At 33.9% G+C, this 24,780-nt stretch carries 25 protein-coding genes; 18 read left to right on the top strand and 7 right to left on the bottom strand.

Annotated elements, in window-relative coordinates:
- Nucleotides 1-57: 57 nt before the first annotated feature.
- Nucleotides 58-966 (bottom strand): AraC family transcriptional regulator, encoded by a 909-nt coding sequence (locus BSF42_RS12980; protein WP_095953513.1) that lies wholly within the window; start codon nucleotides 964-966, stop codon nucleotides 58-60.
- Nucleotides 967-1,383: 417 nt separating this feature from the next.
- Nucleotides 1,384-2,913 carry a SulP family inorganic anion transporter gene (locus BSF42_RS12975; protein WP_095953512.1) on the bottom strand — a complete coding sequence of 510 codons (1,530 nt, stop codon included), beginning with the start codon at nucleotides 2,911-2,913 and terminating at the stop codon, nucleotides 1,384-1,386.
- A gap of 470 nt (nucleotides 2,914-3,383) precedes the next feature.
- On the opposite strand from BSF42_RS12975, the gene BSF42_RS12970 reads away from it, so the two are divergent.
- From BSF42_RS12970 to BSF42_RS12960, 3 genes are all read left to right on the top strand, one after another.
- Nucleotides 3,384-4,934, top strand: a complete 1,551-nt coding sequence (locus BSF42_RS12970) for a tail fiber domain-containing protein (RefSeq protein WP_172426684.1) — start codon at nucleotides 3,384-3,386, stop codon at nucleotides 4,932-4,934.
- A gap of 312 nt (nucleotides 4,935-5,246) precedes the next feature.
- Nucleotides 5,247-6,518, top strand: coding sequence for a tail fiber domain-containing protein (locus tag BSF42_RS12965; protein ID WP_095953510.1), 1,272 nt, complete (start codon nucleotides 5,247-5,249; stop codon nucleotides 6,516-6,518).
- Between the two features lie 22 nt (nucleotides 6,519-6,540).
- Nucleotides 6,541-7,797: a tail fiber domain-containing protein gene (locus tag BSF42_RS12960; protein ID WP_095953509.1), complete on the top strand. Its 1,257-nt coding sequence runs from the start codon at nucleotides 6,541-6,543 to the stop codon at nucleotides 7,795-7,797.
- A 97-nt stretch (nucleotides 7,798-7,894) separates the two neighbouring features.
- On the opposite strand, the gene BSF42_RS12955 is transcribed toward BSF42_RS12960, so the two are convergent.
- Nucleotides 7,895-8,134 (bottom strand): hypothetical protein, encoded by a 240-nt coding sequence (locus tag BSF42_RS12955; protein ID WP_253251047.1) that lies wholly within the window; start codon nucleotides 8,132-8,134, stop codon nucleotides 7,895-7,897.
- An 8-nt stretch (nucleotides 8,135-8,142) separates the two neighbouring features.
- Nucleotides 8,143-9,132: a hypothetical protein gene (locus tag BSF42_RS12950; protein WP_095953508.1), complete on the bottom strand. Its 990-nt coding sequence runs from the start codon at nucleotides 9,130-9,132 to the stop codon at nucleotides 8,143-8,145.
- A gap of 422 nt (nucleotides 9,133-9,554) precedes the next feature.
- On the opposite strand from BSF42_RS12950, the gene BSF42_RS12945 reads away from it, so the two are divergent.
- On the top strand, nucleotides 9,555-10,316 hold the full coding sequence (locus tag BSF42_RS12945; protein ID WP_253251045.1) for a sensor histidine kinase: 762 nt from the start codon (nucleotides 9,555-9,557) through the stop codon (nucleotides 10,314-10,316).
- The gene (locus tag BSF42_RS12940; RefSeq protein WP_095953506.1) at nucleotides 10,289-11,002 is read left to right on the top strand and encodes a LytTR family DNA-binding domain-containing protein; all 714 of its coding nucleotides are present in this window, start codon (nucleotides 10,289-10,291) and stop codon (nucleotides 11,000-11,002) included. Before BSF42_RS12945 ends, BSF42_RS12940 begins: the two co-directional genes overlap by 28 nt.
- Before the next feature lie 223 nt (nucleotides 11,003-11,225).
- On the opposite strand, the gene BSF42_RS12935 is transcribed toward BSF42_RS12940, so the two are convergent.
- Together BSF42_RS12935 and BSF42_RS12930 are read right to left on the bottom strand one after the other, a co-directional pair.
- On the bottom strand, nucleotides 11,226-11,507 hold the full coding sequence (locus tag BSF42_RS12935; protein ID WP_095953505.1) for a hypothetical protein: 282 nt from the start codon (nucleotides 11,505-11,507) through the stop codon (nucleotides 11,226-11,228).
- 232 nt (nucleotides 11,508-11,739) lie between these two features.
- Nucleotides 11,740-12,156 carry a hypothetical protein gene (locus BSF42_RS12930; protein ID WP_095953504.1) on the bottom strand — a complete coding sequence of 139 codons (417 nt, stop codon included), beginning with the start codon at nucleotides 12,154-12,156 and terminating at the stop codon, nucleotides 11,740-11,742.
- Between the two features lie 274 nt (nucleotides 12,157-12,430).
- Between BSF42_RS12930 and BSF42_RS12925 the strand changes: the two genes are divergently transcribed.
- Nucleotides 12,431-12,895 carry a hypothetical protein gene (locus tag BSF42_RS12925; protein WP_095953503.1) on the top strand — a complete coding sequence of 155 codons (465 nt, stop codon included), beginning with the start codon at nucleotides 12,431-12,433 and terminating at the stop codon, nucleotides 12,893-12,895.
- A gap of 541 nt (nucleotides 12,896-13,436) precedes the next feature.
- Here the strand turns inward: BSF42_RS12925 and BSF42_RS12920 are convergent.
- Complete coding sequence (locus BSF42_RS12920; protein WP_095953502.1) at nucleotides 13,437-13,754, bottom strand: GIY-YIG nuclease family protein; 318 nt, start codon at nucleotides 13,752-13,754, stop codon at nucleotides 13,437-13,439.
- A gap of 509 nt (nucleotides 13,755-14,263) precedes the next feature.
- Here BSF42_RS12920 and BSF42_RS12915 point away from each other — a divergent pair.
- The 12 genes from BSF42_RS12915 (at nucleotide 14,264) to BSF42_RS12860 (ending at nucleotide 24,671) form a co-directional block, all read left to right on the top strand.
- Nucleotides 14,264-15,499, top strand: coding sequence for a TMEM143 family protein (locus BSF42_RS12915; RefSeq protein ID WP_095953501.1), 1,236 nt, complete (start codon nucleotides 14,264-14,266; stop codon nucleotides 15,497-15,499).
- Between the two features lie 22 nt (nucleotides 15,500-15,521).
- Nucleotides 15,522-16,037, top strand: coding sequence for a DUF2199 domain-containing protein (locus BSF42_RS12910; RefSeq protein WP_095953500.1), 516 nt, complete (start codon nucleotides 15,522-15,524; stop codon nucleotides 16,035-16,037).
- Nucleotides 16,038-16,171: 134 nt separating this feature from the next.
- Nucleotides 16,172-16,825, top strand: coding sequence for a cupin domain-containing protein (locus BSF42_RS12905; RefSeq protein ID WP_095953499.1), 654 nt, complete (start codon nucleotides 16,172-16,174; stop codon nucleotides 16,823-16,825).
- Between the two features lie 45 nt (nucleotides 16,826-16,870).
- Entirely contained in the window at nucleotides 16,871-17,335 is a 465-nt protein-coding gene (locus BSF42_RS12900) for a DUF962 domain-containing protein (RefSeq protein ID WP_095953498.1), read from the top strand.
- Nucleotides 17,336-17,439: 104 nt separating this feature from the next.
- Nucleotides 17,440-19,281, top strand: a complete 1,842-nt coding sequence (locus BSF42_RS12895) for a TlpA disulfide reductase family protein (protein WP_095953497.1) — start codon at nucleotides 17,440-17,442, stop codon at nucleotides 19,279-19,281.
- 117 nt (nucleotides 19,282-19,398) lie between these two features.
- On the top strand, nucleotides 19,399-20,079 hold the full coding sequence (locus BSF42_RS12890; protein ID WP_095953496.1) for a metal-dependent hydrolase: 681 nt from the start codon (nucleotides 19,399-19,401) through the stop codon (nucleotides 20,077-20,079).
- 149 nt (nucleotides 20,080-20,228) lie between these two features.
- Nucleotides 20,229-21,080, top strand: coding sequence for an alpha/beta fold hydrolase (locus tag BSF42_RS12885; RefSeq protein ID WP_095953495.1), 852 nt, complete (start codon nucleotides 20,229-20,231; stop codon nucleotides 21,078-21,080).
- Between the two features lie 198 nt (nucleotides 21,081-21,278).
- The gene (locus tag BSF42_RS12880; RefSeq protein ID WP_095953494.1) at nucleotides 21,279-21,986 is read left to right on the top strand and encodes a hypothetical protein; all 708 of its coding nucleotides are present in this window, start codon (nucleotides 21,279-21,281) and stop codon (nucleotides 21,984-21,986) included.
- 88 nt (nucleotides 21,987-22,074) lie between these two features.
- The gene (locus tag BSF42_RS12875) at nucleotides 22,075-22,677 is read left to right on the top strand and encodes a dihydrofolate reductase family protein (protein ID WP_095953493.1); all 603 of its coding nucleotides are present in this window, start codon (nucleotides 22,075-22,077) and stop codon (nucleotides 22,675-22,677) included.
- A 26-nt stretch (nucleotides 22,678-22,703) separates the two neighbouring features.
- A complete protein-coding gene (locus BSF42_RS12870) occupies nucleotides 22,704-22,895 on the top strand; it encodes a hypothetical protein (protein ID WP_095953492.1) in 192 nt (63 codons plus the stop codon).
- A gap of 398 nt (nucleotides 22,896-23,293) precedes the next feature.
- Nucleotides 23,294-23,776 carry a hypothetical protein gene (locus BSF42_RS12865; protein WP_095953491.1) on the top strand — a complete coding sequence of 161 codons (483 nt, stop codon included), beginning with the start codon at nucleotides 23,294-23,296 and terminating at the stop codon, nucleotides 23,774-23,776.
- A 163-nt stretch (nucleotides 23,777-23,939) separates the two neighbouring features.
- On the top strand, nucleotides 23,940-24,671 hold the full coding sequence (locus BSF42_RS12860; RefSeq protein ID WP_141248454.1) for a hypothetical protein: 732 nt from the start codon (nucleotides 23,940-23,942) through the stop codon (nucleotides 24,669-24,671).
- The last annotated feature ends 109 nt before the right edge of the window (nucleotides 24,672-24,780 follow it).

The following is a 24,780-nucleotide window of genomic DNA, read 5'->3' as shown; positions in this document are numbered from 1 at the left end:
AGGTATTGGCTAAGTACTTCTTAAAAATTAAAGCAATCAAGCAAGAAGTTGCAAAAATCAAATAATTTCAGTCAGACGATAGTTTTTAGGAGAAACCTGAACATTTTTCTTGAAGAAATTGATGAAATGAGACAGTTCTTCGAAACCTAAACACCACGCAATTTCATTTATATTCCAATTGGTTTGTTTCAGTAAAATCATTGCTTCCTGAACAATTCTTTCGGCAATAATCTGCGAAGTTGTTTTTCCTGTGGTTTCTTTTAAAGCTTTATTCAAATGATTGACATGCACATTTAACTGATTGGCAAATTCAGATGGGGAACGAAAATTGATTTGCTGCGATATCGATTCAATCGGAAACTGGCGTTCTAATAACTCTAAAAACAAGGAAGAAACCCGAATAGTTGCATTCGATTTACTATATAATGAACTAGTTACAGTTTGTGTTTTGAGTGCAAGATGAATAATTTCAAAAACCAAATTACGAAGGACATCATATTTAAAAGCGTAATCTGAATTGATTTCGTCAAACATTTTCAAATAAACTCTTTTTAAAGATTCTGCTAATTCATTTGAAATAGGAACAACTGGATTTCCGCCGGGCTGGAACAAAGGATATTCTTTTAAATTCCCAAATTGATTAAAAAAGGCATCAGTAAAAATGCAGAAAAATCCGGTTTGATTTTCATCAATATGTTCCCAGCTATATGGAATCTGCGGATTTGCAAAAAACAAAGCTTGATCTTCTATCGTGACAACTTTATCGGCATAATGTACTTTGTTTTTACCAATGATTAAACTTATTTTATAAAAGTCTTTTCGTGTATAAGGCAATGGATTACAAGTACTCCCAACATAATCATCTAATTTAAAAACATTAAAATGTCCGATTTCTTTTTTAAGATTCTCGGGCATTCCTTTTATTTTTACGGTATAAAAATCTTCGAGTGTTTCTGTTAGTTTCATTTGGCAAAGTTACGAAAATCAAATTATGCTGATTAGGAAATTTGTCAATTAGATAATTTTTACAAATGTCTAATTACCCAAAGTATATTTGTAGAGACGCACTGCAGTGCGTCTACGTAACGCATATCAAAACTGTGTGGCCGCGTAACGCATAAGACGCACTGCAGTGCGTCTCTACAGAATATACGTTATGTGATCGAAACAACAAACCCGACAGGTTTTTAAAACCTGTCGGGTTTACGGTATGATGAGAAATGATAACCAAACATTATGTAGACGCACTGCTGTGCGTCTCTACAGAATACACGTTATGTGATCGAAACAACAAACCCGACAGGTTTTTAAAACCTGTCGGGTTTAATGTAAGGTCAATTCATAATTCACAATTTACAATTCACAATTAATAATTAACCATTATCAAGACACCACTTTATAAGTCGGATCTTCAATAACATTGACATTAATAACCGCATCGGCGTTTTTAAGTAATTGCATGCAATCTGAGCTTAAATGTTGCAATTCTATTGTTTTATTTTCCAGATTGTATTTCTTAGTCAGATTATTCAAGGCTTCAATGGCCGACATATCTGAAACGCGGCTTTCTTTAAAGTCAATAATCACATGATTTGGATCGTTTTGAATATCGAACTTTTCCATAAAAGCCGTTATAGATCCGAAGAATAACGGACCGTAAATTTCATAATGCTTTATTCCTTCTTCATCAACATATTGTCTGGCACGAATTCTTTTGGCACTTTCCCAGGCAAAAACCAAAGCCGAAATAATCACACCAATTAAAACTGCCAAAGCCAGATTGTGCAGTACAATTGTAATTAAAGCAACCAGAATTCCAACGAAAATATCGTGTCTTGGCATTTTGTTGATAATTCTGAAACTCGCCCATTCAAAAGTCGTAATGGCAACCATCATCATAACGCCAACTAAAGCCGCCATTGGCAATTTACCAATTACAGGCGCTCCAAAAAGTATGATTATTAAGATCGTCAATGAAGCAATAATTCCAGAAAGTCTTGCTCTCGATCCAGCACCAAGATTCACCAAAGTTTGTGCAATCATTGGGCATCCTCCCATTCCGTAGAAAAAGCCGTTTAAAATATTAGAGCTTCCCTGCGCAATACATTCACGATTGCTGTTTCCGCGCGTTCCGGTAATTTCGTCGACTAAATTCAGCGTAAGCAAACCTTCCGTCAAACCAACTGCCGCTACAATTACGGAATAGGGAAATATGACTTTTAAAGTCTCAAAAGAAATTGGAATATTAGGAATATGAAATGGAGGAAAACCGCCTTGAACGGAAGCAATATCTTCTACCGTTTTGGTTTGGATATTAAACACAATTACCAAAGCAAAAACTACCATAATAGCAACTAAGGAAGCTGGAACCGCTTTTGTAATTTTAGGAAAAATCAAAACAATAGCGACTGTCAGCGCAACCAATCCGAGCATAATATACAAAGGAGTTCCCTGAAGCCAAGAAACCTGACCGTTTACCATCGTTTTAAACTGTTCCAGCTGCGACATAAAAATCACAACTGCTAATCCGTTTACAAAACCAAACATAACGGGCTGCGGCACTAACCGAATAAATTTTCCGAGTTTAAAAAGTCCGATACAAATTTGCACTACTCCGCCAAGTGCGACGGCAGCAAAAACATATTCTATTCCGTGTGATTTCATCAGAGCAATCAAAACTATTACCGTTGCCCCCGCTCCGCCAGAGATCATTCCAGGTCTTCCGCCAAATATAGCGGTTACTAAACCCGCAATAAATGCGGCATATAGTCCGACCAAAGGCGGAAATCCAGCCAAGATAGCAAACGATAAAGATTCTGGAATCATAGTCATTGCTACGGTTAAACCGGCTAAAATTTCATTTTTGTAATTGACCTTCTGGGTAAAATCGAAGAGTTGGAAAGCTTTTTTCATGGCACAAAATTAGAAAAATAATATGCAAAAAAAGAACAAACCTTTTCGTAGTGAAAAAGTGGCAGGAAATTATACGATAAGTTAAAACAGCCGTATTAGCTGAACTGTTCTAAAAGGAAAATTAAAATCGAAAGAATAAAACCTAGCATCTTGTATGTTATAATTTATTTAGAAATATTTCACAAAAATACTTACAAAACAAACAGGTACAGCTGCGTATTTACACCTGTTTTTTTGTATAAAGCTAATTTTTTAAAAACATTCCATAAGAAACAACAAACATAAAGTTAATGGTGAGGTATATTTAGTGGGTTTTTATATCTCTGCCCTAACAACAGAATTAATATGTTTCGACAACTTTCTTTTTTCAAAAATTAACCCTATTTTCTTATAAAAAAAACTTCTTAATCCTATTGAATTCTCAGATGTCCCTTAACTTGCCACTCCTACAAAAAACAAAAGGTTTTAAAATGAAAAAAATTACATGCTGGCTCTTATTGATTCAAAGCGCATTTATGATGGCACAAACCGAAACGGTTGTTACGCCAAACGGAAAAAAAGTAGTTGTTTATCCTGCTGCTCCAGGCACAGCAGACAATGGTTTAACACTTAACAATAACCATATACAGCTTGGCGGGGCTTTAGTACAGCCTTCTGTCTTAACTACAACAGATGCTTTCACACTTGCTATTAAGGGGCTTAAATTAAGCGAAGGTTATGCAGATATAAATGATAATTATATTGTTACAGTAGACTCATACACGGGTGTTCTCCGTGCAAGACAAAATAACGGCTGGGATACAAGTGGAAACGCAAATATAGATCCAAGCCTGCATTTTTTAGGAACTATGGATAATGCTGACTTAGTATTTAAGAGAAATAATATTATGAGTGGTTTACTAGGTATTAATAATACTTCTTTTGGATTTGGTGCATTAAATAACACTACAACTGGAATTAATAATATTGCCTTGGGTACTGGGACTTTGAGTAAAAATACTACTGCAAACAGTAATATTGGAATAGGAGATCAATCGCTTTATAGCACTACTAGTGGAGATCAAAATATTGGAATTGGATATCAGGCGCTTTATAATAACTTTAATGGAGATAGTAATATTGGAATTGGGTATCAGGCGCTTTATAATAATACAGGGGGAAGAACAAATGTAGCGATAGGAGATTATGCCATGCTCAAGGCTACCATTGGCAATACTAATGTTGCCATTGGACGTGAATCGCTTTACAACCTTACCAGTGGACATGAAAATGTAGCAATTGGCTTTGCAGTAATGTCTTCAAATACAACAGGAAGTCAGAATATATCAATAGGACATGGTTTATCCAGAAACACTACAGGTAATGACAATATTGTTTTGGGCTATCAGGCATTAGATAATAACAGATCAGGAAGTAATAATGTCGTTATTGGTCCACATAGTGCTGGCAGTGTTGCGATGGTAGATAATTCTGTTATGATAGGTTATGGCAGCAAGCCATTAGGAGATAACCAGACAAATCAGATAGTTATAGGATATGGAGCTAATGGACGAGGCAGTAATTCTGTACAAATAGGAAATCTTTTTGTGACAGATATTGGCGGAGCAGTAAACTGGTCTATTGGTTCAGATATGCGTTTAAAAAAAGATATTGTAACAAGCCCATATGGGTTAGACTTTATTACTAAACTGCGCCCGGTAAATTACAAAATGAAAACAGGGACCACAGATTTGCAGTCAGGATTTATTGCCCAGGAAGTAGAAAAGGCTGCAAATAGCATTGGATACGAGTTTAATGGAATTATAAAACCCAAAAATGATACTGATTTTTACAGCCTTCGGTATACAGAGTTTGTTGTGCCTTTGGTAAAAGCGGTACAAGAACAACAGTTACAAATTGAAACTTTGCAAAAACAGGCAGAAATTAAAATTGAATCTTTGCAAAAACAACTCGAGAGTAAAAATGCTCAGATTTTAGAAATCGAAAATCGCCTTTTAAAGTTAGAACAGCGATTGCAGTAATACCATTTGCATATTTTTGTTGTAACTATTTGTATAAAAAGTTCATAAATAAAAAGGAGTTTTTAATCGACAGCAATGATTAAAAACTCCTTTTTATTTTTAAATCCCTAAAAACTTAAAAAAAGTACTCAGCATATATTTCTTCTTTTTAATAAAATGATAAGGTATTTCTGCACCGCATTACGGCACTGAAAAAAAAGCTTATTCTACAATTCTTTAAACTTCTACAGACACATAAGCAATTGATCTTCAGATAACTTTGCATTATGAATAATTGACTAAAAATAATACCAATCCTAAAAAAATAAAAAAATGAAAAACATAGTATGCGTGTTTCTACTACTTCAAAGCGCATTTATGGTGGCACAAATAGAAAAACTTGTGACACCAAACGGGAAAAAAGTAACTTTTTATCCTGCTGCACCAGGCATGGCAGATAATGGTTTAACTCTTGAAAATAATACTGTCCAGCTGGGCGGAGCTTTAACAAAAGCTTCGGTTATAAGTGCAAGCTTTGGTTACCCACTTAGTATTCAAGGACTACAAGATATTAACGATCCTGATTATCTTTTAACAATAGACAGTAATGGAGTTCTGCATAAAACGTCCAGTAGGAACTGGAGCTTAAACGGAAACGCAGACACTGATCCCGAAACAGATTATATAGGCAATTATGACAATCAAGATTTAAGGTTGAGGAGAGGGAACACTAGAGCTGGACAAATTAGCATTAATAACACTTTACTTGGATCTAGCAGTGGTAGTCTTACTGGCATCACAGGACAGTATAATACGGGTATTGGCTACTCATCACTAACTGGTAATACGTCAGGCAGTAACAATACCACCGTCGGAGGCCAGTCATTATATACTAATAAAACTGGAGGCAGTAATACTAGTGCAGGAATGGGTGCACTAGAGAGTATGAGTAGTTTAAACAGCAACAATGGAATTGGTTACAGACCCCTTACCCTTTTAACAGTAGGAGAAGATAATGTTGGAATTGGTAATTATGCCGGGGTGTACCTTACTGTAAACCTTAACAAATTGACAAAAAGCACCCAATCGGTTTTTATAGGTTCGCTGACGCGTGCACCTTATGACGACATTACAAATCAAATTGTAATTGGCTACGATGTAATAGGAAAAGGTTCAAATACAGTATATCTAGGAAACGGTTCTACCACTAGTATTGGTGGTGCTGTAGACTGGTCTATTGGCTCAGATATCCGTTTAAAAAAAGATATTACACCAAGTCCTTACGGCTTGAATTTCATTAACAAATTACGTCCTGTAAACTACAAAATGAAAACCGGATCACAAGATTTACAATCCGGTTTTATTGCACAAGAGGCAGAAGCTGCCGCTAATAATATTGGGTATGAATTTAATGGTGTTGTTAAACCGCAAAACGAGAAAGACTTTTACAGCCTGCGTTATGCAGAGTTTGTAGTACCACTGGTAAAAGCGGTACAAGAAAGACAGCTGCAAATTGTATCCTTACGAGAACAGTTGAAAAGTAAAGATGCCCAGATTTTAGAAATCGAAAATCGTCTGCTAAAATTAGAGCAGGAATTTAAATAATAGTTCACTTAAAAAAAATACCATGAAAAAATTAGTCTGCTTGTTTTTATTGATTCAAAGCGCACTCGTAATAGCACAAACCGAAACTGTTGTGACACCAAACGGAAAAAAAGTAATCATTTACCCTGCAGCCCCAGGTATTGCAAACAACGGCTTAACACTTGCTAATAACACTATAAAACTGGGCGGAACTTTGACACAGCCTACTGTTTTAACAACAACATCAGATTTTACTCTTTCAATAAAAGGACTCACGAATGGTTCTGGAGATAAAATTGTGACAGTAGACAATAACGGTCTACTGCAGCAGACTTGGAATACAGGCTGGAATACAAACGGAAATTCAGGCACTATCATATCAAATTTTATAGGTACTACTGATAATAAAGATTTAGTATTTAAAATAAATAACAGCTTCGCCGGGAAACTTGCTCAAGGCAACACTGCTTTTGGATATGGCAGCTGTCCTTTTACAGGTACAGGTTTGTATAATACAGCAATTGGAGACAATGCTTTAACCCTAAATACTACCGGAGCCTTTAATACTGCACTGGGAAGCCAGGCATTAACCAATAATAAAACCGGAGGCAGCAATACTGGAATAGGGGCGCTTGCTTTAACAAGTGCTTTAAGCGCAAGTAGAAATACAGCATTTGGATATGAAGCACTAACCAATTTAACAACAGGAGATGACAATACTGCAGTTGGTAATAACGCAGGGTCTAATACGACAGCTGCTAAATTGCTAAAAAGTAACAAATCTATATACATTGGTAATGACACCTCTTCACCGTCTGACAATGTTACCAACCAAGTAGTAATAGGATACGGCGCGCTAGGAAGAGGTTCTAATACTGTACAAATAGGAAATAGTGACATGACTAGTATTGGCGGCGCAGTAAACTGGTCTATTGGTTCAGATCTGCGTTTGAAAAAAGATATTGTAACAAGCCCCTATGGCTTAGACTTTATTACTAAACTACGTCCGGTAAACTACAAAATGAAAACCGGGGCTCAGGATTTACAGTCAGGTTTTATTGCTCAGGAAGTAGAACTTGCGGCAAACAGTATTGGCTATGATTTTAATGGTATTGTAAAACCACAAAACGATAAAGATTTTTACAGCCTTCGCTATGCAGAGTTTGTAGTCCCATTGGTAAAAGCGGTGCAAGAACAGCAACCCCAGATTGAAGCATTACAAAAGGAAGTAGAAAATAAAGATACTAAAATTATAGAACTCGAAAATCGTCTGCTTAAGTTAGAACAGCGATCGAAATAATTTCAACCAAAAAAGGAAGCTTAGGCTTCCTTTTTTATTTATAATCGTAAATATCATTAAACTAACAGCTTTCTAGAGAGCTATAAAAAACAACAAATTAATCGAGTCTCACACAGGTATATCCCAGACAATGTACATAATCCATAATATTATCACACTCGAGGTCAATTCCTTCGACTCTTAAAATTTTATCACAATCCTCCAGATCAAAATTAATTTTATAATTAGGAAATTGAGTTTGAATAACGGCGATTACATAGTCTTTATCAGATTCTTTCTGAACATTCGTTTTAAAAATTTCCACAACCATAGATGACCCTTTTAATTCTTGAAACATATAAATCCTTACTTTCGATTAAAAAGATTATACGAAACACCCAATCTAAAATACCCTTGAGTATCTTCTTTTTGGTCGTAAACATATCGGTTTGTCCGTTCTCCTTTCTCGGTAATTCGAGCACTTACGACATTATTAAATCCGCCTTTAACAAATGCGATCAGCTTTGGGGTAAAGCTGTATTCGTATGTAATACCCGATTTTAACTCTAACTGGTTGAGTTCGTAAACACCATTTAAATTTGGGGAGTTTAAATTTAGGTAAAAACTTTCAGTATTCAATTCTGTTCCTAAGGAAATTCTTCCATTTTCTAACAATTCCCTTCTAAACAACAATCGTTGGGGAAGAATGAAATCCATGTCCCATTTTGAATTTTTAAATTTATGATTAATCGAGAAAAGCGGCGTAAGCGGTACAATAGACGACGGATCCAGCAAAACCAAAACACCCGCAGTAATGGTCGTAGAAGGTGTTCTTTTAAGAACCAAAACAGCAGAAGCAAATCCTTTTATACGCTGCAAATCGTCTTCATTTCCATCAACCGTTGCTGTCGCGCTGTAAATAACCGGTTTATTAAAAAGTGACGACATATAAGTAGCACTTACTGCACCCGCCCAATAGTGAATATCCTGATTTTCTCTCGTATAAGTTTGAGTAGTGCCATAATTGTAAATGTCTCCAAAATCATAACTTTCATATTTATAACGCAGTGAAGTTGTCAACACAAAACGTTTGGATTTTGAAGCATAAAACGGAAGATTAAAAGCTGCTTTTAGTCGGCTGTGGTTTTCGATTCTTCCTCTTTCCAATTTATTTCCAAATAATTCCGAATCGTAATTCGATGGTCCAAGTTGTTCGTATTGTATGTCAAAAGTCCGCGTTGTGGGAAATTTGTCTACAATTGCTTTTCCAAAGGTTTTCATTCCTGGTTCTTTTTCCTGAGCCATGGTCTGCAAAGAGGTAAATACGACGATTAACGAAATGATTTTTGATTTCATAAACTTGAAAATAGGAGATAAATTTGTTTTTGGAATGAATTATAAATTCGATTCAAAAGTAATTTACAAGCTCTTATTATAATAGCAATTTTATACCAGTGGCGTATGATTTATACGAATGGCGTTGGTATAATTTCCCTCTTACAATTGGTTAAAAACTATACTATTATACTATTTTTGCCGTTATGACGCTTCTTAAAATATATCAGAACTTTTTCCTCCGAAACCTCATCGTCCATACTTTCATCTTTTTTGTAATTTTGGCCTGCGTGTATGACGAAATTCGATTAGACGGTCATTCGTGGTCCTATATCATTAGTAAAATAAGTGTTGGCTATTTTCCTTGTATCGTCTGGATTACTATTTTTAATCTTTTCATTATTAAGCGATTTTTATTCAAAAAAAGGGTAAAAGTATTCTTTATGCTTTTTGCTGTTTATTGGACTACTTTCTACTTTTTTATGAATTGGTTTTTCCCGCTAATGGGTTTAGGAAATTTCAAAACGCTTCAAATATTATCGCTCATTATCAACGGAATGTTCTTTTATTTTATTCATGTCGTGATTACCAAAAAAATCATGGACATGGACAAGGATATTATGAATTTCAAATCAGAACTTTCGTTTTTAAAACAACAGCTCAATCCCCATTTTTTATTAAATGCCATGAATAATCTCTACGGAGAAGCATTGGCAGAACCTGATAAAGTTCCAGACAGAATCCTGAATCTTTCCGATTTACTTCGCTATCAGATTGAAGCCACTAAAAAAGATTATGTTTTGGTTGAAGAAGAAATTGCTTTCGTTAAAAAATATATTGAATATTACACTTTTAGAAATGAACGTCTTAAAGTAACGCAGTTTTTTGAAGGCGCTTCTGATCAAATTGAAATTCCGCCTTTATTCTTTTTACCTTTGGTAGAAAATGCCGTGAAATTTTCTGCTGAAACCGAAGCACCTTTTATTAATCTGGACTTAAAAGTAAAATGTCGAAATTTGACTTTTACCATTAAAAACAATTATCTGGATTCGGGATCAAGGCTTTCGAGCACAGGAATTGGAATTGAAAATCTAAAACGACGTTTAGAAGTTTACGGTCTGCATCACGATCTGAGCTGTAAAAAAGAGAAAAATATGTTTGTTGTAAAATTAAGTATATGGCATTTACCTACCGCTGTCTTATAATAGACGACGAGTCGCCGGCACACAAAGCGCTGGCATCGCACATTTCGAAGTTTGACGATCTGGAACATTCCGGAAGTGCTTTCAGCGGAATGGAAGCAGTAAAAATGCTCAACGAAAACACTTACGATATTATTTTTCTGGATATTAATATGCCCGTAATTTCGGGTGTCGAATTAATGGAATTACAACCCAAAAGGCCACTCACAATTGTAACCACAGCCTATTCAGATTTTGCACTTTCAGCCTATCAAAACGATGCGATCGATTATCTGCTGAAACCTATTTCTTTGGAAAAATTCTCCAAAGCGATCGAAAAAGCCAAAACATATTATTCTGGAAATACGCTTAAAAAAGAAACCATTCTTACCGAAAAAACATTTTCCTACCGCACCAACGGACAAATGTTTACTATGCCTTTGAGTGATATTTTGTATATCGAAAGTCTGGGTAACTACATGAAACTATATAGCAAAAAACTAAAATCGCCCGTTATTATTTACGGCTCGCTTTCTAATATTGGCGAAGAAATTAACTGCTCCAATTTTATACAAGTCCACCGCTCTTTTATTGTAAATACTAAAGAAATTACAACGGTTACTTTTAAATCGCTTACACTTTCTAATGGCGAAATGGTTCCTGTAGGAAGGAAATATCAGATTTTATTGGATGGTTTGGCAATTAGATAATTTGCCAATTTAGATAATTAGATAATTTTAAAAAGCTCAACTTTTTTGGTTGGGCATTTTTTTGTCTTCGATTTATCATGTAAGTTGTAAACTAAAAATACAGCTTTTTTGTTACATTTAAGAAACTGCCTCATCCCGAAAAAATTTTACATCTTCAACTTTCAAATTAAAACACAAAAAAAAGCTCCGCAATACGGAGCTTTTAATTTTAGAATAACAAAATTTAAACTGCTTTTACCATTGTCACATTATCACAAGCTTTTTGAATTTGCTTGTCTGTGAACTGAGATAAAACTTTAACCAAATCTCTACTGGTTTTGAGACAGCTTAACATTTTCTGCCTTAAAATCAGATCGTTTGCAAATTCGGTATCGAGCAATAACTCGAAAATTTCTTGCAAATAAATGGGTTGTTTTTTAAAATCGCCATCAAAACTTAAGTTTGAGACGTAAATGGCCACGGATCGCATTACGTCGCGGTGTGTTTTTTGATTTTCTCTTGTCATATCGAAAATTTAAACGCACGAATCCCCCGCTTTAGATGTGACAAAATACCCGTATTAAGGATAGATTTACCAGCCTTTCGGTTTAAACTACTCATCATGGCGAGGGATTCGAATATATTAACTTCTACGAAGTTTTAATCCAATATCCTTAAGTATTTTGTCGATGACAAACATACAAAATTAATGCTATACCAAGAATAAAAAAATAAGATATTTTCTTACAAATTATTATTTAGTATTTCCTTCTCAAATAGCTAAGCGCCCCACTCGACCATAAAGCCCAAAGAATCAAAACCGGCTGCAAAAACAAGCGTATCAAACGCGCTTCATCTGTGTTCATTCCTAAAGCATCTATTCCGTTTAAATACTGCGCGATATTTCCTGGAAAAACCAGTACATAAAAAATAGCCAAGAAAATCCCCAGTTTCACTTTATGATTCGTCATAAAAACGAGAGCAAGTCCTATAGCCATCTCTGCAATTCCAGAAAGAATAACAACAAGATCTTTATCCATCGGGACCCAATTGGGAACCTGAGCCTGAAATTCTTGTCTTTGATAGGTAAAATGTCCAATCGCCGCCATGATCATAAAAATCCCTAATAGAATTCTAAAAAAATTCTGCGTCTTTGTAGTTGATATATTTTCCATATATAAAGAGTATTAATTGTAAAGTTTGTTAAGTCGTTAAAAAACTGATAATCAAATTTAAGATAATAGCTGCAAAATAATATTTCAAGTTGTCGATATATTAATTGTATAATCCCAATGTTTAGTATAAATAATGGGCGGTTTCATTGGTCTCAGACAAATTATCATTCTTTGTTAATTTTTTTCTTCAAAAAAAGATCTAATCTGAATAACTTTTCTTACTTAATTAGTTAAATTCGCGTGCTACAAAACCACTAAGAATATTTTATAACCAATGAGCATTTTTAATTTATTTAAACGATCAGATATAGAATGTCCGAGATGCCTCGGAAAAGGATTTGTTGACTGGGACGATATTGTTCGATTAAATAGACAATTAAAATGGGTTCCAGCTCCATGCGCCTATTGCGACGCCGCAGGAAGGGTTCCTCAAGAAATGCTTTCTAAGGTTGCTGTAGATTGCATGTACCTTACTATAGATCTGCCAGAAGCTGTAATTGAAAAAATAAAAGAAGGCGACAAAGAAACAATAGAAAAAGGACAGCAGCGCGAACTTTTTATTGACCATCTTATTCAATTTGCAGCGCATTATTATCTAACCCAAAATATGGATGCAGAAAGTATTGCCAATTTGTATTTAAACACAGAAGAAGAATCTGCTCTTTTTTCTGTAACGCGAGAAGAATTAATCAAATACGTTCAAGGCGTAATCGAACTAAAAAGATCAGAATTGAATTAATTCGCCCAAAGTAAAAAAACTTAGAAACTTAGCCTCTCAGAACCTTAGAACCTCCCAGAAAAAAACCCGTATAAATACGCATAGCCACAACTTTATTAAGTGGTAATATTGCTATGAATAATTTTTAGTTAGAATATAAGTTTTCTTCAAGAGAGCTTTTTAAATTTTTTGTCACTTTTTTTTTGGAACACGAAGTGGAATTTCAAATCGCTGGTAACGATTAGAAATTTCACTTTTTTTTGTTTTTGATCCTCAGTACAAATTATCTTAGAAACTCTACAAAGAAAATCTACAGCCATAGTTTTGTCAATCCTGAGGAACGAAGGATCACACTAGAAACTCAATAAAGTAATTCCGTAAAGTAAACAACTAATCTTTGTCGATCCCCGCGTGTGATCCTTCGTTCCTCAGGATGACAAGATTGTGGTTACTTTCTGGGTGACAGGCAAATTTGCAGTCTTTTTTGTTTTGTCATCCTGATTTCTATGATAAAACTGTGTGAAGCTATTCAACAAATTGTACCGTGTGAAAAATAATAGAACTATTCAAAAAGATAATTCAGAAATTCAAAAGTTGGATTAAAATCTTTTATCAAATCAATTTTCCTTACCCTAATCCATCCTTTCAATTCTTTTTCTCTTGCAATTGCTTCTTGGATCCAAGTGAATTTCTCGTAATACACCAAAAATTCAATGCCATACTTAGAAGCAAAGGTTTTTGCATTATTATGAATGTTTTCCTTATGCTGCTTAAGTCTTTCTCTTAAATTTTGAGTGACCCCAATATAAAACGTTGATCGATTTTTGTTTGTAATAATATAAATATAGTAGGTATGATACCCATCTTGAGGATTAATCATTTTTATTTTTTTGTACGAATATACGTGTTTTATTTTTTTGTCATCCTGAGGAACGAAGGATCACACTAGAAAATCTTCAAAAAAAATCTACAGGCACAGTTTTGTCAATCCTGAGGAATGAAGGATCACACTAGAAACTCAATAAAGAAAATCTACATAGTTTTGTCATCCTGAGGAACGAAGGATCACACTAGAAACTCAATAAAGTAATTCCGTAAAGTAAACAGCAAATCTTTGTCGATCCCCGAGTGTGATCCTTCGTTCCTCAGGATGACAAACCGTGCGAAGTATGGAAAAAGTGAACAGCCAATCTTTGTCGATCCCCGAGTGTGATCCTTCGTTCTTCAGAACGACAAAATTGTGCGTGGTATCGAAAATAAAAGCAACCAACCTTTGCCCCTTTGCTTCTTTGTCCCTCTGTCACTTTACTCCTCACCCCCTTTGCCCCTCAAAAAAAAGAAGTACTTTTGCGTTTACTAAACGCCACGGAAATAAAGCCCAAAATCAAAATGACACGAGAACATTATATCCCGTTCAACAAAGAATTTTTACTCGAACAGCAAATTGCAGCTTTCGCCGAAGACAAGCAAAAGGTTGAAGATTTTAAAAAGTTATTTGATATAATCGAACATTATTATCATTACGAATCTTTTAATCTTAATCGAAATCTAAAGCAAAACTACGCGCTGTATGATCCGGATTTGAGCGAAAAAGAACGTGAAGGTTTTATTGGTAAAAGTGATTTTTCGGTTTTTAAAGCCACTTTGCTTCAGGTGCTGGAACGCGGTAATTATTACCGAATTAACGAAGAAATCTTAAAAGAAGCATTTGAAGAATCAGACTTAATTGGTCTAAGTCTGGCGATTGATTTTAATGCTTTTAAAGATTACGAACTATACGCCCGAGGGCATCACAAAGCAAAAGAAAAGGTCAAGAAATATTTTTTCTGGAAGAAAGAAGTTGAAATCGAATATTACGATCGCGTTCTTATTTACCTCAATTACAGCGACGCCGATTATCTGGCTCAAAAGAAGGTCAAATTAGGTAAAATGCCTATTGACCCAGGTTCTATCGCTTTGAAAATTTTTAAGCGTGTTCCCAAAAATGATCTAGAAACGATATTTCCAAATGCACTTCCTAAAATGTCTTTAAAGGATAAAATGCTGCTTTGGGTTCCTGGAGTTTTTGGCGGAATTTCCCTTTTAAGTGCCAAGGTAATTCCGGCGCTTATCAATATGTATGATGCGTATCAAACGGGCGAAACGATTGATTTGTTAAACAGTAAAACTTCCTTAAATCAAGGATTAATTGCTTTGGGAATTCTGGCTGCTTATTGTTTCCGTCAATACAACAATTTTATTAATAAGAAAATCAGATATTCTAAAACGCTTTCAGACAGTTTGTATTTTAAGAACGTCGGAAACAACAGCGGTGCATTCTATTCGCTTTTAAATTCATCTGAAGAAGAAGCTTTAAAAGAAACAATCTTAGCTTACGCCTTTTTAAACAGAAGTCAAAACCCATTAACTCCTGAAGAGCTAGACGCGCACATTGAATCTTGGTTTTCTTCGCACTTAAAAACCGAATTGGATTTTGATGTAAATGATGCTTTACTAAAACTAAAAAGTATTGGCATTGGAAAAGAAACAAATGGGAAATGGCAGGTTATTCCGCTAAACGAAGCGCTTGTCAAAATTGATGAATTGTGGGATAATGTTTTTGAGTACAATCAGAAGTCAGTTTAGAATTATTTAAAGAAAACAAAAAATGTATACCTACAAATGCTCTTGCTGCGGCGAAACTTTTGACGAAATGCCCTTATGTTTTGGCAATGAATTTCCTGCGTACTATTTTTCCATTCCGCCAGAAGAAAGAGAAAACCGAATTAAATACGGTGGCAGCTGGTGTTATGTAGATGAAGAACATTTTTTTCACCGCGGGCAATTAACTATTCCGATAATCGACTATCACGAAGATTTAGTTTTTAATGTCTGGACAACAATAAGCGAAGACAATTTCTGTCTCCGAATGGATTTATGGGAAGATCCAAACCGAATTAATCAAGAACCTTATTTTGGCTGGATGCAGACCGATGTTCCTACTTACGGCAAAACAATTTCACTAAAATCAATTGCCATTGAACAAGGCTTAGGATTGATTCCAGAAATAAAAATGATCGAAGAAAATCATCCCTTAACCATCGATCAGGAAAACGGAATAACCTTTGAAAAAGCGGTTTCTATCGTCGATGAAATTATGAAAAGCCAGCACGGTAAAAGCTAAAAATTAGTATTGTAGCTGTATTTCAAAAAACATAATTTACTGAATATCAGTGTTTTTAAATTAAAATAGGAACGATTTTTTACCTAACTTCGTTTCTACTCCCATCAGTATTTTAATTTAAAACCACTTGAATTATGAAAACTCCGTTAAATTCCAGACGTGAAGCCATACAGCAAATAAGTTTATTTTCTGCGGCGGCCTGTTTATATCCTTTACTTTCTTCTTGCAGCAATCCAAAAACAGATAGAGCAGATAACACTACTGCATTAAAACCTCCCGTTCCTTTTCTAATTCCTCCTAAAAAGCCCTTAGAAATTGGGGATTTAGGCAGTAATATGAGAACGTTAATTCGTAGTTCTCAAACGAATAAACAATTTTCTTGCGTTGAAGCTGTTCTAGCGCCGAAAAAAATTGCAGGTTCTCCTCATAAACACGATAATTTGGATGAACTGATGTATGTTCTTGAAGGCACTGCATCGGTTTTATTGGGCGACGAAGTAATAAAAGTTTCTGCTGGAAGCTGGCACTTAAGACCCAGAGGAATAGTTCATGTCATTTGGAATTCAGAAAACGTAAACTTACGATTGATCGATATGTATTTTAACCAAAATTTCGAAGATTATCTAGAAGAGCTTTATCATAAAATTATACCCGAAGTTATAGAACGTAAAATATCTTTTGAAGATCCAGAAATAGCAAAACGAATCGCCGAACTAGACAAAAAATTTGGTTTAACTTATTATCCCGAAAAGAGCGAACCGCTGATTAAAAAATACGGATTAAGCTAAAAGAAATTTTATTAGATTTACGTATCTAACCTTAAAACCAAAACAATGAGAACATTAGAACAATGGTTTGCAGAATATGCCGTAAGTCATCAAAATCCAACAAACAAAGCGATACATTATATTTGTGTTCCCGCGATTTTCTTTTCGATCGTGGGTTTATTAATGAGTATTCCGAGTGGAATTATTGCCAATACTTTAAAACTAAATCTGCCGATTATCGAAAATTGGGCTTTTGTAGTTTTACTTTTTGTTCTTGTTTTCTACATTCGATTATCGTTTGCAATGGCTTTTAAAATTGCTGTCTTTTCAGGAATCTGTTTGGTTGTAAACTATTATATCGGACAAGTTGTTCCGCTGTGGGCATTTTCTATTGGAGTTTTCATCATTGCCTGGATCGGACAATTTTACGGACATAATATCGAAGGAAAAAAGCCTTCTTTCTTAAAAGACCTTCAATTTTTATTGATTGGACCGGCGTGGGTGGTAGAGAATTTGTTTTCTAAAAAATAATTTTTGCTAATATTTTCTTAATAAAACAACAACAGATGTAATAATATATAATTTTACAACACGTTAAACAATTAAGAAATAAACAAACAAAAAACCAAAAACAGATGAAAAAATTTACCATTTTGTTATTCTTTACCGTTGTTAGCACTCTATTTTCTCAAAACGGAAAAATCTATTTAAAAGATTCTAAATTTAAAATAGGTGCTGCAAACACCTATGTTTACGAACCTCCCAAAGGGCTTGTGATAGAAGAAAATTCTAAAGCAAATGTTCTTTATGTTACCGATGAAGATTTTTCTGCCGATTTAAATACTCTGAAAAAAAGTGGCAAGTTTTATGAATTCACTACAAAAGTTCCAGATTCTGCCAGACTGATTATGGTAACCATAACCGATTTACAAAAAGTTGCCGACAACAATAACGATCAAGGTTATTCTGTACTTCTAAGAACTCAAAATGAAACAGAACTGGGTAAAACTCTAGTTAACGAGATTTTCGTTAGAGGTTATAGCAATTATTTTTTAGGCTTAAAAATAGATGTAAAACCAGAAAACCAAGTTGCTAAATATGAAGCAGTCTATGCCAAATATCCGAAATTAAAAGATGATAAAGTTTCTGTAGATTATTTATACAATAAAAAAGCTCTCAACAAAGAACAAGGCGATAAAGATTTATTGGCTTTTGCCGCTAAATGTCTCGAAAAAAATACTGAAGAATATTTAAATCTCGCTTACAGCATATATCAAGGCAGTAATATGCCCGAAGAAGCAGAAAAACTGGGAAAAGAAATTTCGACCAGATTTCCTGAAGGCAAAAATGAAAGAATGAATTTTATTAGAAAATTCTATGAGCAGCCCGATAAAACTGAAGCTTCAATTTTGGAAAGCATAAATACCTTTAAAACTAAATTTAAAAATGCCCCAAAAGGATCTTTAAATTATTTTTATCAAAATCTGCTGACCGTCTATCTGGATAAAGGCGAATTTAAAAAAGCAATTGCACTTGAACCTCACCTTAAAAATGCCAGCGATACTTACAACAATTTTGCTTGGGGGCAATCGGGCGGTGATTTGACTACGCCTGTAAAAAACATTGATTTTGTAACCAAAATTTCTCAAAGATCCGTTTATCTTCTGGAAGAGAAAAGCAAACAAAGTTTCAGTAATCAATATCGTGACCAGTTTAATATGTATGCAGATACTTATGCGCTTTTACTTTACAAACAAGGTAAGTATCAAGAAGCATTTAAATATCAAAATGCAGTTAAAGAAAAAAACGGATTAGACGCTGGAGGAAAAGATCGCTATCTGGCAATGCTTTCTAAAGTGAAAAGTACAGACGAAGTACAAGTTTATGTTGAAGATGAAATCAAAAATAAAGGAGTTACCTCTCCAGTATTTCTTTCGAAACTAAAAGAAATTTATATCGAAAAAAAGCTGCCAATTGCAGAATATGATGCAATTAAGCAAAAATCGGATCTTTTAGCAAAAGAAAACAAAAACAAAGCCCTTCTTGAAAAATTTGGAAGTACAAATGCATCTGATTTTACTTTAAAAAATATGGAAGGAAAAGAAACTAAACTTTCTGATTATAAAGGTAAATTGGTCGTTCTTGACTTTTGGGCGACATGGTGCGGTCCCTGCAAAGCTTCTTTCCCAAAAATGCAGAATTTAGTAACCAAATATAAGGGTAAAGATGTTGAATTTTTGTTTGTTAACACTTGGGAAAATGGCAAAGAAGATGAAATTTTCAAAAAAGTAACCACTTATATAACTGACAAAAAATTTGATTTTAATGTAGTGTTTGATTCTAAAGCCGAAGTGGTGGCTAATTATAAAATAGAAGCAATTCCAACCCGTATTCTTATTGGCAAAGATGGAAGTATTTTATTCTCTGATAATTCTAATACAAATCTAGGAGACCTAATTGACGAACAATTAAAATAAATATTTTTTACAATTTTAAAAATTGAAATGCGCAGTACTATTTACTGCGCATTTTTTATTGGTATCTTTATTGAACTGAATATCAATAAATTATTAATTTAAAAAAATACATTTATTATGAAAGTAACCTATTACGGTCATTCGTGTTTTTCTGTTTTTGTCAATAAAAAACATCTTCTCTTCGACCCTTTTATTACACCAAATGAATTAGCAAAAGATATTAATGTAGATGAAATAAAAGCCGATTACATTTTTATCTCACACGCGCATTACGACCATATTACTGACGTCGAAAGAATTGCCAAAAATACTGGAGCGAAAGTTCTTGGTAACTTTGAAATCTATAACTGGCTTTTAAAAAACGGAATCGAAAATGCACATCCTATAAATCCCGGCGGAAAATTAAGCTTCGATTTTGGAACTGTAAAATGTGTAATTGCACAGCATCCGAGCAGTTTTATGGACGGAACTTACGGCGGTATTGCCTGCGGTTTTGTACTCACAACTTCTGATGGAAATTTTTATTACAGCGGCGATACGGCGCTGACTTTAGACATGAAATTAATTCCAGAATTTACCAAACTTGACTTTGCTGTATTTCCAGTTGGCGACGGTTTAACAATGGGATTTGAAGAAGCAGTCAAAGCTTCAAGACTTGTAGAAGTTAATAAAATATTAGGCGTTCATTATGACACTTTTGGTTTTATCAAAATGGATCACCAAAAAGCTCTGGATGAATTTCAAAAGGCAGATCTTCATCTTTTTTTACCAAAAATTGGCGACACAATCGACTTATAACACTTTTTAAATATCGTGAAAAAATATTTTTTTAGCGAAATAAAACGGAACGATACTGTTGCTTTTTCGTTGAAAGCCGATTTCTAAATATTTTTTCAAAAGGCACTAAAATTGTTTCTTATTTCATTATTAACCAAAAACTTAAAGTAATGAACACATCAAAAATAGACGCTTCGAATTCAGAAACCCAAATTGCAGCTTTCGCCGATAAAAAAATCGCATATCGTTCTATTGGCAGTGGATTTCCTATTATCTTAATTAATCGTTTTAGAGGAACTCTAGATACGTGGGATCCATTATTTTTAGAACTGCTCGCAGAAAATTATCAGGTTATTACTTTTGATTACTCAGGAATTGGTTATTCGACCGGAAAATTACCAACCGATATTAAGGAAGTCGCCACAGACGTAAAAGATCTTGCCGATTTTCTAAAAATCAAAAAAGCCGTTTTAATGGGATGGTCTTACGGCGGATTAGTAACGCAGGCGGCAACATTTCAATATCCCGAACTTGTAACACATACTGTTTTGCTGGGAACTGGTCCCGTAGGAGAAAGAGTCGTTCCGCTGGAGCAGGCTTTTCTTGATTCTGCCTTAAAACCTATAAATGATTTTAATGATGAAATTATACTTTTCTTCGAACCTGAATCTGAAGAAAGTAAAAAAGCAGCACAGGCTTCACATGACCGAATTGCCAAAAGAATTGACGTTTCTAAGATTCCATCAACCATGGAAGTATTTCAGCTTTATTTTGCAGGAGGTGAAGGCGCAGTTGCAGACAAAGGTAATTTTAGAGATAAACTAAAAACAACACAGACACCTATTTTAATTATTTCCGGAGACCATGATATTAGTTTTGCTGTAGAAAATTGGTACACACTGACCAAACAGCTTCCAACGTCACAGTTAATTGTACTGCCAAAAACGGGGCACGCTCCTCAGCATCAAAATATTCCACTGGTAGTAAATTACATCGATAATTTTTTACAGAACACGCAATAAGTTTAATTTTTGGAAAAGTTAAAAAGCTGGGCAAAAGTATTTTTATACTTTCTGCCCGTTTTTTATTTCGTTAAAAACCAATTAAAAAAAACAGTACATTAGCAAAACAATTCACTCAAAATCAACAACATAAATAAAACACATATTCTAAAAAAAGTAAAATTCACTACTACTAACTCTTACTTAAAAAAATATCTAATGAAAAGTAGAATAATTATATTGTTACTATTTTGTTTTTGCATAACAGCAAAGGCACAAAATAAGTTTTTTGAAATTTACACAGATTCTATTGCGCTGAAAAATCAAAACAATGAACTGATTCAAGATATTGAAGCAAAAATAAAACGCATTGAACCTGCTTTTAGCTTTAAAGGACTTACTACAGAAATTCCCACGACGTTCATGTACGGACAATACCGAACCAAGACCAACAAAATCTACCTGCAGCCTTGGCAGATAGGCGGGCCGCCTATGGAAAGTTTCCTGACTGAAATTTCGGGAAGTCTTGAAAAAGGAAATGCGCTGGCTGCTTTGTTTTTTTATGGTTATTTTTTACCTCATGAAGTGGGACACGCCTTTCAATACCATGCCAAAAATCTCCCTAAAAATGCCTACGATGAAGAATATCAGGCAAACGAATTTGCGGTTTTATATTGGAGAAGTGTGGGAAGACAAAAAGAATTAAAGCAATGCTATGAAATGGCAAAATTGGTACTCACAAAACTAAAAAACCCAATACCTGAAAATGCCGAACCAAAAAAGTATATGACAGAGCATTATGAAGAATTGGTAAAAGATCCTTACAAATACGGTTATATTCAATTTTCTCAAATCGTAAAAGTAATGGAAGACAAGTCACTGCCTAATTTTGATAGTTATGTGAAGGAAAAACTCACTAAGAAATAACCGATTTATCTCTATTTAAATGGAATTCTTTTAAATATAAAATAGGATTTGTTTTTTAAATTTGAATAAACACAAGAACAATATTATTATGAGAAAAATAATTGTTTTGTCAATGATTTCTTTAGATGGCGTGATGCAGGCGCCCGGCGGACCAAAAGAAGATCAATCAAACGGATTCAAATATGGAGGCTGGGTGGCACCATTTGGCGATGAAATTTACAATACAGCTGTAAAAAATGAAACAAAACCAGCCGATTATCTTTTAGGCAGAAAAACTTTTGAAATATGGGAAGACTACTGGCCGAAACATACTGCAATTTGGCCGGGAATTAATGAAGGCAATAAATATGTTCTCTCTACAACCAGAAAAGAATCAGACTGGAAAAATTCTTATTTCATCAAAAGTCTTGCTGCTATAAAAAAACTAAAAGAATCCGATGGCGCAGACATTCAAGTTTGGGGAAGCAGTGAGCTTGTTCATTTATTATTAAAAAATGATTTAGTAGATGAGCTCCGATTTAAAATTCATCCGATATTATTGGGTAAAGGAAAAAAACTTTTTGATGATAATGCACATCCGTCAGGATTTACTTTAATAGGAAATACAGTCACTACAACTGGAGTAATTTTAGCCAGTTATAAACGTGCTGGAGAAGTAAAAACAGGAAATGCAGGACAAACTGATAAGTAATTTATTTAAAGTTAAAACATACAACCATGGAAAACAACAAAACTCTTTTATTTACTTTTAGAATTATAGCAATCATTTTAGGCGTGGTTTTATTCAAACAGTTCGATTTTCAAACCCTAAAATTTGAAAAACCTGCACTGGCAATTGTGTATGCCATTGTATTTGTATTTTCAATTTTTGTTTTGATTAAAAACAGTAAAAAACGAACTGATAAATAAAATTGCATATTCTGAAAAATATAAAAAAGCCTGTTTCAATTATGAAAGAGGTTTTTTTATTTGATTGTGACCTTGGCGGTACAGAATTCGAACCAATTAATGGAAGATTTGAAAATTTTAAATGATGTTTAATTTTTTGATTCGACGTTAATATTACTATTGATTAATCGTGTTTGTGCTGATTCAATAAAGCAGCAAGTCCACTGAATTTTATCCCCATATCAGCACGAAAAGCATTCAACGAATTAAAAGTTCTTTTGATTATTTATAAGTTTATTATTATATATTTGATAATAAATAAACCCTGACCTTGTCAGAAATATCTACCAAATTTTGGGGTGATAAGTCTGATGTTGTCAGTAGTATATAAAAGTTATATGCTATTTTGAAAAAAAACAATGGAAATAGAACAAACATCAGAAGAACAAATATATAATTGGATAAAAATTGGTCTTCTACAACCAAGTGAAAGATTATCTGAACTATTTTATTACGACAAACGTGATAATCAATTTTTCTCAATCTTAATTAGTGATTATTTCCACTTTGATGAAGATTATAATGTTCCCGAAAATGCAAGTTCAAGTTATCCTGAAAATATTTTGAAATTACTTGCTGACAGAATGAAGAGGATTGAAAATGATGATAAATCAATTATCCCATTATCGAGAGCAAATAGAGAAGAAAACACAAATGATGATTATTTAGATCAAAAAATTGAAACGTTTTTAAATTTAAATTCGATTAACATTAAAACTGTAACCATTTGGGATGTTGATTCAATTGGAAGTTTAACAATTGATTTGACAACTAATAATGAAATTGAATCGGAAATAAATCAAAAAATTGAGAAAAAAAATTGGTGGAAGTTTTGGAAGTAGAAAAAACAGCCTATAACAGCCACTACAATGGTTTTGGGCATTTGGCTTAATAGAAAGATGGTTTTGTATTTGCAATATTTGGCAAATCCGAAGATAGGTCTTAATTTAATCCCAAACCCGCTGTAGTGCTAGAACGTTGGCAGTAACTATAAAATCCGAAAGAATGAAAAAATTTACGTTTTTAATATTTATTATTTATAATCTTAACGCATTTTGTCAGAGCAATCTAAAAATAGAAATTGACAATCCTGAACCAAGAGTTGGAGAAAGTGTTATGTTTTCAATTAATATTGACTTTTTAAAAAACAATATACAAGAGGAATTAGGTTCTGAAATAGAATTGACACGTTCGACATCTGTTCACGGTTTGCAATCCGATGATTTTGAAAGAGTAATAATATTTAACAAAGTTGGCTTAAATAAAGTTGGTCCGTTTGAATTTGAATTTAATGGAAAAAAATATGTCACAAACCAAATTGAGATTAATGTTCAACCTCAAATAATACTTGAGGAAAATTTAATGGTAAGAATTGCTGAACTTAATGGCCAAAAATATATTATTATAGAACAATTGGTGAAAAATATAGCCAAAACGAAACGAAACGAATTTGGGGAAATGACAACTTATTTAGGCGGTTTAGCACCTGATAATTTTGAATTTGCTAAACTTAATGAAGAAGTTAAAAGAAATATAGAACTTGACGATTTGAACACTTCAAGCGAGACCTTAACGCCTAAAGATTCAAAATATGGAGAAATCGGATTTTCATATTCAAAAATGAGATATAGAATAAATTTTAGCAAGGATTTTAAAGATGAATATATGCTAACTGAAAAAGACTTTCTAAACTTGCCAAAAAATTATAAATTAAAACCAATAAGTATAAAAAAATAACTACTGCCAACAGCCACTACAACGGATTTGGGCAATAGGCTTAATGGAAAGATTGTTTTGTACTTGGGATGATTTGGCAAATCCGAATAATGGGCTTAATTTAGTCCCA

Origin of the sequence: Flavobacterium sp. ACN6 (genome assembly GCF_002304005.1) — a bacterium.
Taxonomy (GTDB): Bacteria; Bacteroidota; Bacteroidia; order Flavobacteriales; family Flavobacteriaceae; genus Flavobacterium.
This window is presented reverse-complemented; position numbering and strand designations above follow the sequence as displayed.